We start from the raw sequence: 15,634 nt of genomic DNA, 5'->3' as shown, positions 1-15,634 counted from the left end.
TTGCTATGAAAAAGATAATTTCTATGATAATTGCTGCCATATTAATCTTTTTATCCATTCCTGCTTTTGCGCAAACTGGAGGTCAAGAAGAACAGCTTCCCTATCAAGAGTGGATAGATAAAGGATGGATAAAGGCAGTATCACCTGATGAGAAAGGCCATGATAGATTAGGTTGGTACTACATTATGCCCGGAAAAGAAAAAGAAATAGCTTACAGTGATAAGCTTAAGAATACAGATAGGTTAATTGTAATAGGTGGTAGTTTTGATTACAGCAGTATGCCGTTTGAACAGTATATGAAAGACTATATTGAAAAAGGTTTAAGTAACGTATGCTTATACGATTTAACTACAAAAGTTGAGGAATATGGTCAAGGATATTTAGCAAACGACTATATAGGTATCGTAAGATATAACCATCCTGACACATTCAAAATAGAGCTTTGGAAACAGTTTACAGTTGGCGCGATTACAATCAACGGTGTAGATTGGCAAAAAACACCTTACAAAGATATAATATTGCAAGCACTTTATAGCAGATGGGAAGGTTTAAAAGACCCTGCTTATACTAAATATTTGGTTGATCCTAAGTGGAACGGCTATACAGAAGAATGTATCTATAATTGGGATGGTGTAGATGTGTGGGTGGGTAAGAACGATATTACAATAAGATATGAACTTAAAGAATACAAGAAAAAACTGCCCACAAAAGTCATATCAGACAATGGTGTTGCGATGATACCGCTTAGAGGCGTCATGGAAGAATTAGGAGCAGTTGTTGATTATAATGCTAAAACACAGCAGATAACCATAAAAGATAAAGGCAAAACTGTTGTGCTGAAAATAGGCTCTGATACAGCAGTAGTAGACGACAAGGTAGTTAAAATGCCGAGAAAAGTATATGTGAAAAATGGATACACAATGCTTCCGTTAAGATTTGTTGCTGAAAATTTAGACCATGCAGTAGAATATTCAAATGACGGTACAATAACAATATGGAGAGCAAAATACACTACACCACCAAGTATATAAAGGGGCTTCAGCTTAGTTTGAAGCTTCTTTTCTTTTTCTAAAAAATCACCGAAAGGAGATGAGGTTTTTGTTCAAAAGAATTGCTTCTGTAATTGTTCTTATTACATTTCTTGCAGGGTTAATATACATTCCTAAGCTGGAAAATGCCTATGCAGCAGTAATTGATGACGTAGGAGACTTAAATTTAGCTATTGATACTCCCGTGACACTAAATCCTGATAAATCATATAATTTAGTCCCTAACCCAATTCCGCAAAAGCCTAATGACAAAAAGCTCTATTCCGGTAAATGGAGCATATATGTTGACGGTACCCTTGCAGGATATGATAAAGTAATAAAGCATATTTACACAAAAAGCAACGCAGAGCAGTACAATTTCATAAAGTACAGCACTGTCCCTCAGTGGATAAATGTGCTTGGCGGTAACCCTACTTTTGTTAATACGTATCTAAATCAAATCAAATTAAGCATATCGGGTTCAGACCGTGTGTATATACGCTATCTTGCAGAGCTTAATGGCGCTCATGTGGTAGGATATAAAGTACTGGATGAAAAAGGTGGTAAAGGAGAAGTATATGTTTCAACAACAAGACCACCTTCTGGTAATATATCTATTTCTCCTGTAAATCCAAAAGAAAATGAAGATGTAAGGATTATGCTTTCAGGGACTTCCTTTTTTACTTTTTGGAATCCTGATACTGGACCGCAAAAAGTTGATTTAAAAGGAGCTTTAGGGCTTAGAGATAAAATTGTATATACAGTAGATATAGATGGTGAAAGAGTAATTTCAGGAAAAACTTTATATGACACTACGAGCTTTACCGATACCATTACAAGAAAATTTTCAGCAGGCCAACACACTATAACTTTGTATGTGAAAGATTCTGTAGATAGGTTTACAAGAAAAGACTATACTTTCACAGTAAGTGCTGCACCTACACCACCACCTCCTCCCGGCAGCATACAGGCAAAGATAAATCTTATTTTAGACCCACCATCTCTCAAAGCAGGAACAACGGGAGATGTAAATGCGACCATTGACGCAACATCTTCTGTGTCAAGCGGAACAGGTCCTTATTCAGCAAGATTTTGGCTTAAGGTGAATGGAGTAGATCTATTAGGTTCAGACGGTGTGGCTGTGCAGAATTTGACTTCTCTTTCTCAAGCAAAGTATACGAAGCTTATTACTAATGCAAAGCCCGGCGACAAGGTTTGGGCAAAAGTAAGAGTATGGGATGCAAGCATAAATAAAACTTCAGAGGCAGAAACCACTAAAGTAATAGGACAGTATGAGGATGTACCTACTCCAGAGCCAACACCACCTCCTGCACCAGAACCTGCACCTCCTGTTGCAGTGATAAATGCTCCTTCAGAAGTAATTCAGGGTGATGATGTGTATATAAGCTCTGGAAGCTATGACCCTGATGGAACTATTGTTAACTACAGCTGGAGCATTTCTCCTTCAAGCGGTGTGACAGGTACTCTTTCAGGCGAAAGCGGTACAGTATCTTTTGACAAGGTAGGAACGTACACAATAAGGCTGACAGTGACAGACAATGACGGCTTAACAGATACGGCACAGAAGACTATAGAAGTAAAACCTGCAGTACCTAAAGCATTTTTTGACTACACGGGTGCATTGAAGGAAAACAGAAAAGTAGTGTTAGATGCGTCAGGCAGCTATACATCGCCGAAGTATCCAATGGTATGGGATGTAACAGAGTGGGAGATAACACCTGTGAGCAGTGGCTTGACACAGAATGATATAAAGATAGTGTCTTCTACAGATATGAAGACAAGAACGGTTCTTTTTAAGAAAGCGGGAGATTATAGAGTAAGAGTAAGGGTAAAAAATAGTGCAGGAAATTATTCTGACTGGTATGAAAGGACATTAACTGTTGTAGAAGATTTACCTCCTGTTGCAGATTTCTTTGTGATGGCCACTGCTTTGAGGAACCCTTCAAACGGCAATATGGCCAAAATAGAGCTTATAGATGCCTCTTATTCCCCAGACGGTGATAAAATTGTGCAGAGAATATGGAAATATAAGTATGACAGCAACAACAACGGAAGTTTTGATGATGAGCAGTGGATAACTTTGGACAGTGGCAATAATACTCACCCAGTACTGTATACAAAAGATGTAGGAAAGTATTTATTTGAACTTTCAGTTAAAGAAGATTTTGGAGAAGAAACCATACCTGAGTTTGTATCACCGTCAGATTACAAAACTGCTGATACTTCAAATAAGCCGATGAAGGATAAAATATGTGAAGTGATAAACTTGCAGCCTGTTGTGGATTTTGAAATGTATGAAAAGAAAAAAGCAGAGTTGGTTATAAGGGTTGGTAAACTGAACAATTATGATACAAGGGTAAAACAGCTGGAGGATGGAATAAATAATTTGCTGATACCCCTTTTAAACAGCAAAAACATTGATGCAAGAGTGATAGACAGTGACTTTGGGACAGGAACTTATGGAGGAAATACGAGTTTTGATGGCAGCAGATATACCGTTTCAAGCTATGTAATTAAGGCTACTGTAGATACTGCAGGGAGATTCGGGATTACAACTGTGGAAGGTTTTCCGGGCATTACTTCTGATGACAATCAGTACTTGCTTTATAGAGGAGACGTATCAACTACGTCAGCACTTGTAGTAAAAATTGATGGGAATTTATATAACCTGTATAATTACACACCCTCATCAATTACTACAGAAAATGGCAAAATAGTAGTTAATTACGGTACAATAAATGGAGTAGAGATAAAGGTAATATACACAATCTATGACGATAAATATGTACTCATAAATTTTGTTGCGACTAATAAAACTACTGTACAAAAGAACATAGGATTTAAGATATACTATGATACTTGTATAGCAGGTAATGATGGTTCTCCAATAAAAGTAACAAATAAGGGATTTGAGATTTACAATGACGTATATCAGGTTAGAGCTGTAGGAATATTGAAAGATAATCCAGTAATTACCCCTCCTACAGACTGGCGAATGGAAACATGGAGCAGCAACAACTACACCTATTTCCCTTACGATGACGGCATAGCGCATTTCAGCAGCAGTTATTACGTTGGACAAACATATCAGACGAGTGATACGGCAATAAGTTTGTGGTGGCACTCCCAGAGTGTTGCACCAAATCAGCAGAGAAGCATTACTACCTTATTAGGCATAGAAAGACCTACGGAGGCAAAATTAGATAATCTTGCAAACAGCTTATTCAATGTAGTTTATAAAGATTTAAATGCTGGTAAATATGTTTTACTTTTTAATGATGTGTCTTTCTTGGATTATAATGACAGCAATATAAGAACAAAGTTCGTAAATGCAGTAAATCAGTTATCAGCCAAACTAGTAATTGCAGGGCAGACAACATTTCCTGCATCACAAGCAGATGGGCTTATAAGCTTAGCTGCAAATGGAGGATTTAAAGTTATTGATGACAGCATAAGCAATCAACTGACTGTTATTGCAGAGTATATTGCAAAAGACTTAGAAAACCAGCAGAGAATAATTGAAAAATATGTCATTTTAGGCGAACCAATTGAGATAAAAACCTACTACAATGACCCAGAAAATGATCCAAAATATCAAGAAAGATGGATGTACCTGCATGACCCGAATTACTTTGAAAACAGCTTAGGACTTGCAAGCTTTAATGGAAAATATCTAGATGTGCCTGTAACTGTCTTTGATAAGGTTGGGAAATATGAAGTGGAGTATCAGGCAAGAGATAATCCAAAGGATGATGATAGATTTGACAACTACAGGCTGTGGAGCTATAAGCCTTTAAGCACGATGTATATTTACGTTCACAGAAGACCTATTGCGCAGTTTGCTGTGACTATGACCCCAAGCGGCTCAAACTACATTGTCTCAATTACAGACCAAAGCTACGACCTAGATCATATGTCACTGCCTAATAAAGGTATACAGGCATGGGAGTGGAAGTGGAAAGAAGTGAATGAAACCACATGGCATGATGGTAAAATGTCAGGGACATTCCCTGTAGGAAAAACTTATCTAGTGTACCTTAGGGTACAGGATTTAGAAGGAGCATGGAGTGAGCCAAAAGTACAGACAATAACGACGCAGAATATAAATTTACCGCCTGTTGCACAGTTTACTGTGAATCCAATTGTCCAAGTTGTGAATAAGACAATAACAATAACTGATCAAAGCTATGACCCAAATGGAGATCCTATTGCGGAACGGCAGTGGAGAGTGCAGAAACCCGATGGAACATGGATAAACTACGGCAGCACTGTACCTAACAATATACCTTCATTAGGAATTGGAACATATACAATAGAGCTTAAGGTTAGAGATAATCCTCGGGTTGGAACACCACTCTGGTCAGAGCCCTATACTCAAGCCGTGACCATAATACCCGAAAACAATAAGCCTGTGGCCAGATTTACAATTAGTCCGAATCCAGTAGTAGCTGATGAGCACTTTACGATCACAGACCAGAGCTATGACCCTGACGGTGATCTAATTGTAGCAAGAGAATGGAAAGTACAGAAACCTGACGGGACATGGGTAACAATAAATCAATGGAAGCCTACTTTTGAGGAAATGGGACTTGGAGATGATGGAACATACAAGATACAGCTGAGAGTATTGGATGACCCAACAGGCAGGAATCCAAACCTCACACCAATGTGGTCAGATCCTTACACAGTTACAGTACAAGTTCAAGGAAAGCTTATTGTTATTGGAAGTTCAAACAAGACCACATACAAAGCAGGAGAAGCGATGATTCTATATGCCCGAACTGAAGGAAAGGCCTACCGTGTAGAAGCAAAAATGTGGTACCCGAAAAATGAATTTGCTTCATCTAATGTAACTACCCTAGTACCCGATATACCTTTAACCACTCCACCGCAGGATGTGATGACATGGCATACTAAACACACCAAAGATGAAGGAAGAGATGTTGTGGTAATTATTCCTAAAAATATGCCTGACGGTACTTACAAGATAGTGTTTACGGCTTATAAGCAGCTGGCAGGCGGAGGAGTAAAAACAGCTACAGATACTATTACCGTTAGAGTGAAAGGTTCAATATACGATAACTCAAAATCACAAATTATTGGTCCTAAATTTTGATATGAAGGCCCTGTATAGAGCAGTTACTCTATACAGGGCATATTTTTTATTTCATTCATACTCCAATTTTCAATTAAATGAATAAGTTATCGTCTCCCAAATAAATACATAAATGCATAAGCAGGAATTTTTATTATTGGTACCTTTGTAGAAATCTTAACTTTTCCATAATCTTCTGGTCTTTTTGTTACTAATACTGCTGAAGCAATATTTTTTTCCTTTTGACTCATCTCAACGATAGCTTCATTTTCAGAAAGTGTTGTATCTTCTCTGAATTTCACTTCAATTAAGGATTTACTATGTGGGAATTCAACAACTACATCAATTTCTTTTTGATTATCAGAAGATTTTCTAAAATAACCTATTCTAGCATTTGTTTGCAAGTAAAAATTATAGATATGTTTAAAAATTGCTGTCTCAACCGTTATTCCAAGTTCCTTACTGTCTAAGAGTATATTGTCTATCATCAAAACTGCATTTCTCAAAGCAGGATCAGAGACGTAAATTTTTGGTTTTGCTTTTAAAACTTTTTTCCCACCTAATTCTATGGGTAAACTTTTGTAAATTAAATTCGCATTTTCTAGAAGATGAATATAGTTTTCTACCGTTACCGTTGAAACATCTCCAATTTCTTTACTTATCGTTGAAATATTTATAACACTTGCAGAATTGAAGCATAAGTATAAAAATACCTTTTCTAATACCGCTAAGTTTCTTACATTAAATAAAGAAGGTATATCTCTTTTAATAACTTTGTCAACCACATCTTCTCTTAATATTCTTTGCACTAAAAACTGATCTTCTGAGAATACAAATTCGGGGAATCCCCCTATTGTTAAATACTTATTAAAATACTTTTGCAAGGGCATAAGTAAAAATATAAGCTCACTTAATTGAGACTCATTTAAATTTGAAATTTCGTTTAAATCTAAATCGGGTAAGTTATTTGGTCTTTCTGGGACTCCAAGTATTTCACAAAATTCATAAAAAGAAAGAGTAGGTACAGAAATAACAGTCCACCGACCAACACCACTTTCTTTTGTACCTTCAATAAGTGCAGGAGAAGCTGAACCTGTGGCAATAATTCTCCAGTTTGGTTTGGTGTCATAATAGACTTTTAACCATCTGTCCCAATCACTTGCATATTGAATTTCATCTAGAAATATATAAGCTTCCTTTTCTTGATTTATGGCTGTTTCATAAAGGTTAATAATTTGGTCGAAGGAACTTAATTTAAATAAAGGATGATCAAAAGATACATATAATATTTTTTTTGGGTGCACTTGATTTTTTAAAAGGGTTTCTATCATTTGATATAAAATTGTGGTTTTACCAACACGGCGTGCGCCTGAAAGTATAACATATCTTCTAATGGCTGGATGCATTAGTAATTCGAATGCTTGATGATAGACTACTCTCTTTACGGGTTTAGACAGATCTTGAGGGAAATATCCTTCCCTCCACCATGGGTTATAAGAGTATAAAATCCTTAATATATTCTCTGAGCTTGTAATAGACATTTTTTCACCTCCCACTTATAATATTATAACACATACTTTATGTTTTTATACAAAAAATATAAAATATACTTTATATTTTATAGATAATTTTTTAAACCGCATTTTAAATTTAGTGATATTAGTTGAAAAGACGTTCTTTTTTTGTTTGCCCCCGCACAAAAGATTATACGCCTGCTCGCCTTACGGTCAAGGGGCAAGCCCTGTCGGGTCGGTGAGCATATCCTCCCTCGCTAGCGCTCGGTCCGGTATCCCTCCCCGCCCCCTTGACCTTCGGCTCGCAGGCTGTTTTGTTTTAACTGCCGGGGGCAAACAAGAAGCAAACAAAAAAATTGAGGAGGTGTAAGCACATGGCGTAAGAGAGCAGGGTAGAGCGTTAGGCTGTCAAATACGAGCGAGTAAAAAATTTTAGGGGAGGGAATTTAAAAAATGACTGCTAGAGAAATTGCTGAAGAAATAAGAAAAAATCTAAAGAAGCACGGCATAACATCAAAGCAGGTAAGCGTCAGAGCTAAAACATACCTTCTAGATAAGTCAATTGAAGTTAGAATTAAAGACTTAAAAGTCTCTAAAAAGCTTGTAGAAGCTGTTGCTAAAAAGTATGAGTATATAAGATGGGATGACTACACTAATGAAATACTTGCTGGATGCAATACTTACGTTGCTGTTGACTTTGATTATAAAGTCTTAAGAGAAAAAGCTGAAGAATTTAGAGAAACAGCCAGAAAAATATTGGAAGAGAAAGACAAATATGATAAGGATGAGCTGATGAGATTAGCAGAAAAAGGAGATTTGGTGGTATTATATCAGCCTCATCACAATGGTACTTATCCTCATGTTAAATTATGCAGAGAAAATAACCACAGCTGTATTTTAGATAATCTTGAAAGCTATTATGCTGCTGATGAGTATGGACTAAGTGAAGCTTTAGCAATTTTGTCGTATCAATACGGATTCGATTTTATTGAAGTAACAGTATAACAGCAATGCAGTAGCAAAACTGCCACTGCATTTAAGAGAAAACTTTAAGAAATTTTGTATAGAAATGTTATAATATGCGTGCTATAATTGATTGTGAAGAAAAATTTTTCGAGATCTATAAACAATTAAAATAGAAATTTGGGGCTCTTAGAATAGAAATAAACTAAAAAAGAATAGATAGCTCACATCTACCTATTCCCACATCTCACATATCTATAACACTTGAAGTGCCCCTTCATTCATTATTATATCACATCTTTATATTACATCTTTTAGAAATTAAAAAGGGGGAAACAAAGATATTGACCGTTTTTTTAAGTATTATAACTGCATTAATAGTATTTATTGCTTCTTGTGTGCTCTTCAATATTAACTTTGATTACAAAAGTAAATTTTTAAAGATTTCTATAAAAACAGAAAAAAATTCTTGATGATAGTGATAGGATAAAAGTACGTTCAAAGTTGGGAGCGATTCGCCGCTACCAATTTCTTCCATAAAAACTATTGTTTTTTATATCCTATCAAAGTAATGTGTGGATATTTTTTTAATTAAAAATACTTGATTCAGTGAAAAAAGTATGTTATTATATATACAGGTGATGGCAAATGAAACTAAGGATAGGAAACAAGGAACTTATAAAAGATATTAATCGCTCTTTAGTAATAAATGAAATAAGAATGAACGGACCTATTAGCCGTACTGATATTTCAAAAAATCTTAATTTAGGATTATCTACTGTTACAAACATTGTTGAAGAATTAGAAAACCAAAATCTCGTTCATGAAGTAGGAGAGGCTGATTCTACAGGTGGAAGAAAACCTATTCTTTTGGAATTTAATTATAATTACGGATATATTATAGGCATTAAAATTGAGGAGAATAACTTGATATTTGCTTTGACAAATCTTAAAAGTGAGATTATTGAAAAGAGAGTTGTACCATTTAAAAAAGGGACAAATAGTAATACGGTATTAAACATGGTGGTTGAAAACATAGAAAAATTAATTACAAAGATTCCTTATAACAAAAATTTGATGGGTATAGGAGTCGCAGTTTCTGGTTTAGTTGATCAACAAAAAGGAAAACTTATATATTCTGGTATGTTAAATTGGAGCAATGTTGAAATTGGTAATATTTTAGAAAATAAATTTAACGTTCCTGTATACATTGATAATGACGTGAATGCCTATACATTAGCTGAATTGTGGTATGGACATGGAAGAGAATTAAATAATTTTATAGTGGTAACTTATGGTTCTGGTATTGGTTCAGGAATAGTAATTAATAAAAAATTGTATACTGGTGATTTTGGCGGTGCTGGAGAAATAGGACATATGGTGTTGGTTGCTGAAGGCAGAAAATGTGAATGCGGACAAAGGGGTTGCTTGGAAGCATATGCTTCAGAAGATTTCATAGTAGATTATATTAGAGATAATATAAAAATGTATAGTGAAAGTAAAATAGATTTAACAGAAGATTTATCTATTGAAAAAGTCTATGAATATGCAAAAGAAGGAGATATGCTTGCGATTGATGTATTAAGGTTGTCTGCAAAATATTTGGGGTATGGTTTATTAAGCGTGATAAATCTATTAAATCCATCAACAATAATTCTTGCAGGAGAAGGAATGATTGCTAAAGATATTATTTTACCTGTTATAAATGATATTGTAAAAAATAATTTTTTCAAAATGCATGAAAAAAGTACAGATAAAAGTATCTGAACTTGGAGATGAAGGATGGGTGATTGGTGCTTCAACATTAGCGATTAGCAAACTTTTTGAAATACCTTTGTATGAAGGGCAAGATAATGCATTAACAGTATTTTAAGTGAGTTTATTTTTAATACTTCATTCACTGAAAAAAGTTGAAGGGAGGGGTAAAGGGAACAAATTAAATAAATATTTGACTTATAAATTTGATTAATAAAAGGGGGAAATTTAGAATGAGTAAAAAGGTGATAAGTGTTTTAGTAGCAGCTATTTTGGCTTTGACATTTGTAATGGCGGGATGTAGTTCAAATAGTGGCACAAAAAAGACAACTGACAATAGTTCTGTAAACGATACCCAGAAAGTAGAACCTGTTACAATTGAATTTTGGCATACTTTCAGTGATACGGAAGATAAGATTCTAAATGAGCAAATTATCCCTGATTTTGAGCAGAAATATCCCAATATTAAAGTAAAAGCTACGCGCATGCCTTATGATGGATTAAAACAACAAGTAATATCAGCAGTTGCAGGTAATGCAACTCCAGATGTAATGAGGATGGATATAATTTGGGTACCAGAATTTGCGAAATTGGGTGCACTACAACCGGTGGATAACCTTGAGGGTTTTGATGCTATAAAAGAAAAAGCATTTAAAGGACCTATGGAAACTAACTATTTCAATGGTCATTATTATGGAATTCCTCAAGATACAAATACTAAGATAGCAATATATAATAAAACGTTATTACAACAAGCAGGATTAACAGAACCGCCAAAGACTTTTGATGAACTTGTTGCAGCTGCGGAAAAAATAAAGGGAAAAGATAGATGGGGTATAGCAATCAGTGGAACAGGACCTTGGGGAATTGCTCCCTATTTCCTCTCATTAGGAGGTAAAGTTACAGATGATAAGTATACTAAAGCAACTGGATATTTAAACAGTCCAGAAAGTGTAGCAGCATTGCAGAAATTAATAGATTTGTATAATGAAAAATTAATTGGACCATGTATTTTGGGAGGACAGCCAGATACATGGGGTGGTATGAAAGGTAATAATTATCTCATGATTGACGATGGTCCATGGTTTTACAGCATACAAGGAGATGCTGCAAAGCAATCTACAGTACCTGCTTTATTTCCGCAAGGACCTGGAGGAAGCATATCAGTTGTAGGCGGTGAAGACCTTGTTTTATTTAAAACTACTAAACATCCTAAAGAGGCATGGATTTTTATGCAATATATGTTTTCTGAAACACCTCAAAAATTGTTAGCGCAACAAGCAGGGCTTATACCGACAAATATGGATGTAGCTAATTCATCAGATGTCAGCGGTGATCCGATTATTAGTCTTTATGTTCAACAATTAAAAACTGCATGGCCAAGAACACCAAGTCCAAATTGGGGTAAGATAGATGAGACTTTAAATCAAGCTTTTGAAAAAGTATTTAGAGGTAAAGCAACACCTCAACAGGCATTGGATGAAGCTGCAAAACAAATAGATGAATTTTTGCAAAATAATTAAAATTAGTTTTGTAAGAAGGATTAGGAGTGTACTCTTAATCCTTCTTACAAAAAGGAGTTGGATTCAATGTTATCACAGTCTATATTAGAAAATAAAAGTAAAAATAACAAAAAGAATAGCCATTTTAAGCAAAAATTTAAAGAATGGTTTGAGGTTTTGCCTTTTATAGGATTAGGGTTAGTTTTATTATCTGTATTTGTTGTTTATCCACAAATAAAAAATATTTATATGGCTTTTACAAATTACAATATAATGCCAGGGCAACCCAGTGAGTTTGTAGGGTTTGCAAATTTTATGAGAGCGTTTCACAGTGAAAAATTTTGGTTAGCTTTTAGAAATACGGTTTTATATGGAGTTGTTACAGTACCTGGTCAAATGGCGATAGGGCTTATTGTTGCAGTTTTAATTAACAATGTAATCAAAGGGAAAAATTTATATAAAGTTATGATATATATACCTGTAATTACTTCCTGGATAGTTGTTTCATTAATTTTTAAATATTTATTTACAGATGGTAAAGAAGGTCTAATTAATTATGCATTGTTGAAGCTACATTTAATTTCTGATCCTATTTCCTGGCTTCAGAATACATGGACAGCTAACTTTGTAATCTGGGTTCTTGGCATATGGAAGGGTATAGGATGGGTAATGGTTATATACTTGGCAGCACTTCAAGGTATACCAAATGAGCTGTACGAAGCTGCTGAAGTAGACGGGGCTAACCCTGTTCAAACGTTTTTTAAGATTATTATACCGTTAATAAAACCTACCACTTTTTTTATATTGATAAATCTAATTATAGGTGCATTTGGAGTATTTATACAAGTTATGATGATAACAAATGGTGCTCCACTTGGTACAACGGATGTGCTTTTGAATTATATGTATAATAGGGCGTTTTCAGATTTTGAATTCGGATATGCATCTGCAATTAGTGTAATAATTGGTATAGTAATTATGGCTATAACTTTGTTACTAAAAAGACTCTTGAAGTATGATGAGTTTAATTATTAAAAAGGGGCAATATTTATGGTTAAAAGCAAATTTGGTCAACTTATTATTCATATTTTGCTATTGATTTGTTCTGCTGCCATGGTTATTCCTTTTATGTACATGGTAGCTACAGCTTTGACACAAGATACGTATGTTATGCCATATCCTCCTATTTTGATACCAAAATCTTTATACTTAGGCAATTTTATAGAGGCGTGGAATGCTAACAATTTCGAAAGATACTTTTTAAATAGCTTATTTCTCGCAATAACGAATACAATATTGTCTCTCTTTATTTCTACCTTATCAGCATATGGGTTTGCAAGGTTCAATTTTCCTGGCAAAAATTTAATTTTTAATATCTATCTTTTTACAATGATGGTACCAGGAGTTTTAAACATTGTAGCACAATATACGGTTATTAATGGAATGCATCTTGTTGACACATATACAGGACTTTTACTCCTATATGTAGGAGGAGGAATTGCAGGAAATACATTTTTTTTGAAGGGCTTTTTTGAACAGATACCAAGAGAATTGGAAGAGTCAATTATTATTGATGGAGGTTCTAGGTGGACTATATACAGACACATAATACTGCCACTTTCAAAACCTGCATTAGCAACTTTTGCAATTTTTGCTTTTTCAGGTACATGGGATGAGTTTTTCACTGCATTGACACTAATAAAGACCCCAATAAAAAGAACATTGCCCATTGCGATAAGAATGTTTCAGGGACAGTTTGCAACAAAATGGGGACTTGTATTTGCAGCATCATTGATAGCTGTTATACCAATAATTTTAATATTTATCATATTCCAAAAGTATTTTATAAGGGGAGGTATCCAAGAAGGAGCTTTGAAAGGTTGAGCATAATAGAGTTTCATAAATATGGGAGAGGATTAAAAATTGAGTAAAAAGATTATTGCGTTAATATTAATAATATCAACTGCTATATTTGGAGCACTCTACATGTATAGAAATATTTTTAGTTTTAAAGATGACAATAATATAGTAGCTTTAACAAAAGGCAAACTAATAAGCGATGTATATACAGATAAAGCAAGATATTATCCAAGTGATAAAGTAACCATAAAGATAGAATTGAATAATGAACTACAAGAAGATTTTCGTGGAACGATTTATATTTTTTATAAACATCTTGAGAGTATTGTGGGGAAGGCAAAAATACAAGTAAATATAAAAAGTGGTCAGAAAAAACAATTGAATATATTTTGGGAAGCTCCAAAAGATGATTTTAAAGGATATTTAGTGGAAGTCTATGCCGTAAAAGGAAATAAAGCAATAGATAACAAGAATACTGCTGTGGATGTTTCTTCTGATTGGTCAAAATTCCCAAGATACGGATATTTAGCTAATTTTCCTGAACAGAGTAAGGAAAAATCTGCCCTTATTATTGAAGTCCTTAATAAATATCATTTAAACGGATTATTGTTTTATGACTGGCAATACAAACATAACAAGCCGTTAGCCGGGACAGTTGAAAACCCAGATCCAAAATGGAAAGACATAGCAAACAGGGATATCTATGGCCAGACAGTTAAGGACTACATTGAACTTGCTCACTCTAAAAACATAATGGCTGCAAATTATAATCTTATGTATGGAGGATATTTCGATTATGTAAAAGACGGGGCGAAACCAGAGTGGGGTCTTTATAAAGATCCCAATCATGAAGAACAAGATAACCATCCACTTCCACATACATGGGCGACAGATAGATTGTACCTTTTTAATCCTGCAAATAAAGACTGGCAAAACTACATTTTTAATGCTGAAAAGGATGCTTTTGGAGTGTATAACTTTGATGTATGGCATGTCGATACATTAGGGCCAAGAGGCACAGTTTATGACTACAAAGGGAATCTGGTAGAACTATCTATGACATATGCAGATTTTTTAAACAATGCGAAAAAGGCATTAGGGAAAAGAATAGTATGCAATACTGTAAATGAATATGGTCTTATTAATGTTGCGTCTGGTGCTGACGTAGACTTTTTATATGTGGAAATTTGGCCGCCGGCAAGAGCTCATTATAACTTTTTAAAACAAACTGTCGATAATGGATATAATTATTCTGATGGCAAGAAAGCTACTGTTGTAGCTGCGTATATGAATTATGGCATTGCAGATAGAAGTGCTGAATTTAATAAACATAGTGTAAGACTTACTGATGCTGCAATATTTGCTGCTGGTGGCGACCATATTGAGCTTGGTGATACGGGAATGCTTTCAAAAGAGTATTTTCCGTCAGCAAATTTAAAAATGTCGGAATCACTTGTAAAAGCTATGAGAAATTACTATGACTTTTTAACAGCATATGAAAATCTGTTAAGAGATGGGCTTAAAGAATCAGATAACAAAATAGAGATACCTGGAATTGAGATAAGTAACAATGGTTCAGCACGAACAGTATGGACATATGCGAAACAAAAAGAAGGGTATGATGTTATACACATGATAAATTTACTTGGTATTGAGGTTTCGAATTGGAGAGATGATCTAGGGAATTATAGTGCGCCACCTATAATAAAAGATTTTAAGGTGAAGTATTACTTAAAAGATGATAATATTAAAAATGTTTATCTTGCTTCACCAGATATTAATGATGGTAAGGTTATGAAACTTCAATTTAAAAAGAAGGAAGATAGTAAAGGTAAATATCTGGAAATATCTGTTCCTGAACTGCAATACTGGGACATGATATTTATTAAAAAATAA

At 34.5% G+C, this 15,634-nt stretch carries 10 protein-coding genes; 9 read left to right on the top strand and 1 reads right to left on the bottom strand.

Annotation, left to right across the window (positions count from 1 at the left end; all coding sequences use genetic code 11):
* Positions 1-5: 5 nt before the first annotated feature.
* On the top strand, positions 6-1,031 hold the full coding sequence (locus tag OEI98_RS13080) for a stalk domain-containing protein (protein ID WP_266038326.1): 1,026 nt from the start codon (positions 6-8) through the stop codon (positions 1,029-1,031).
* Between the two features lie 67 nt (positions 1,032-1,098).
* The gene (locus tag OEI98_RS13075; RefSeq protein ID WP_266038324.1) at positions 1,099-6,165 is read left to right on the top strand and encodes a PKD domain-containing protein; all 5,067 of its coding nucleotides are present in this window, start codon (positions 1,099-1,101) and stop codon (positions 6,163-6,165) included.
* Between the two features lie 86 nt (positions 6,166-6,251).
* Here OEI98_RS13075 and OEI98_RS13070 read toward each other — a convergent pair whose 3' ends face one another.
* Positions 6,252-7,685 (bottom strand): ATP-binding protein, encoded by a 1,434-nt coding sequence (locus OEI98_RS13070; RefSeq protein WP_019907156.1) that lies wholly within the window; start codon positions 7,683-7,685, stop codon positions 6,252-6,254.
* A gap of 426 nt (positions 7,686-8,111) precedes the next feature.
* On the opposite strand from OEI98_RS13070, the gene OEI98_RS13065 reads away from it, so the two are divergent.
* The 7 genes from OEI98_RS13065 to OEI98_RS13035 all read left to right on the top strand — a co-directional run bounded on the left by OEI98_RS13065 (position 8,112) and on the right by OEI98_RS13035 (position 15,634).
* Positions 8,112-8,663 (top strand): hypothetical protein, encoded by a 552-nt coding sequence (locus OEI98_RS13065; protein WP_266038320.1) that lies wholly within the window; start codon positions 8,112-8,114, stop codon positions 8,661-8,663.
* 606 nt (positions 8,664-9,269) lie between these two features.
* Entirely contained in the window at positions 9,270-10,388 is a 1,119-nt protein-coding gene (locus OEI98_RS13060) for an ROK family transcriptional regulator (protein ID WP_266038318.1), read from the top strand.
* The gene (locus OEI98_RS13055; RefSeq protein WP_266038316.1) at positions 10,360-10,494 is read left to right on the top strand and encodes a hypothetical protein; all 135 of its coding nucleotides are present in this window, start codon (positions 10,360-10,362) and stop codon (positions 10,492-10,494) included. The genes OEI98_RS13060 and OEI98_RS13055 overlap by 29 nt, the downstream gene beginning before the upstream one ends.
* Before the next feature lie 115 nt (positions 10,495-10,609).
* Positions 10,610-11,899 carry an extracellular solute-binding protein gene (locus OEI98_RS13050; protein WP_019908054.1) on the top strand — a complete coding sequence of 430 codons (1,290 nt, stop codon included), beginning with the start codon at positions 10,610-10,612 and terminating at the stop codon, positions 11,897-11,899.
* 66 nt (positions 11,900-11,965) lie between these two features.
* On the top strand, positions 11,966-12,913 hold the full coding sequence (locus tag OEI98_RS13045) for a carbohydrate ABC transporter permease (RefSeq protein WP_019908053.1): 948 nt from the start codon (positions 11,966-11,968) through the stop codon (positions 12,911-12,913).
* A gap of 15 nt (positions 12,914-12,928) precedes the next feature.
* On the top strand, positions 12,929-13,762 hold the full coding sequence (locus OEI98_RS13040; RefSeq protein ID WP_003868296.1) for a carbohydrate ABC transporter permease: 834 nt from the start codon (positions 12,929-12,931) through the stop codon (positions 13,760-13,762).
* 39 nt (positions 13,763-13,801) lie between these two features.
* Entirely contained in the window at positions 13,802-15,634 is a 1,833-nt protein-coding gene (locus OEI98_RS13035) for a glycoside hydrolase family 66 protein (protein WP_004398769.1), read from the top strand.

The organism is Thermoanaerobacter sp. RKWS2 (assembly GCF_026240795.1).
In the GTDB taxonomy this organism is placed as follows: domain Bacteria; phylum Bacillota; class Thermoanaerobacteria; order Thermoanaerobacterales; family Thermoanaerobacteraceae; genus Thermoanaerobacter; species Thermoanaerobacter ethanolicus.
The sequence above is the reverse complement of the archived record's forward strand: the minus strand, read 5'-3'. Positions and strand labels throughout refer to the sequence as shown.

Bases quoted from the DNA above. Each gene is read 5' to 3' on its own strand.
- OEI98_RS13080 (WP_266038326.1), top strand. From the start codon at position 6: ATGAAAAAGATAATTTCTATGATAATTGCTGCCATATTAATCTTTTTA.
- OEI98_RS13070 (WP_019907156.1), bottom strand. From the start codon at position 7,685: ATGTCTATTACAAGCTCAGAGAATATATTAAGGATTTTATACTCTTAT.
- OEI98_RS13065 (WP_266038320.1), top strand. From the start codon at position 8,112: ATGACTGCTAGAGAAATTGCTGAAGAAATAAGAAAAAATCTAAAGAAG.
- OEI98_RS13060 (WP_266038318.1), top strand. From the start codon at position 9,270: ATGAAACTAAGGATAGGAAACAAGGAACTTATAAAAGATATTAATCGC.
- OEI98_RS13055 (WP_266038316.1), top strand. From the start codon at position 10,360: ATGAAAAAAGTACAGATAAAAGTATCTGAACTTGGAGATGAAGGATGG.
- OEI98_RS13050 (WP_019908054.1), top strand. From the start codon at position 10,610: ATGAGTAAAAAGGTGATAAGTGTTTTAGTAGCAGCTATTTTGGCTTTG.
- OEI98_RS13045 (WP_019908053.1), top strand. From the start codon at position 11,966: ATGTTATCACAGTCTATATTAGAAAATAAAAGTAAAAATAACAAAAAG.
- OEI98_RS13040 (WP_003868296.1), top strand. From the start codon at position 12,929: ATGGTTAAAAGCAAATTTGGTCAACTTATTATTCATATTTTGCTATTG.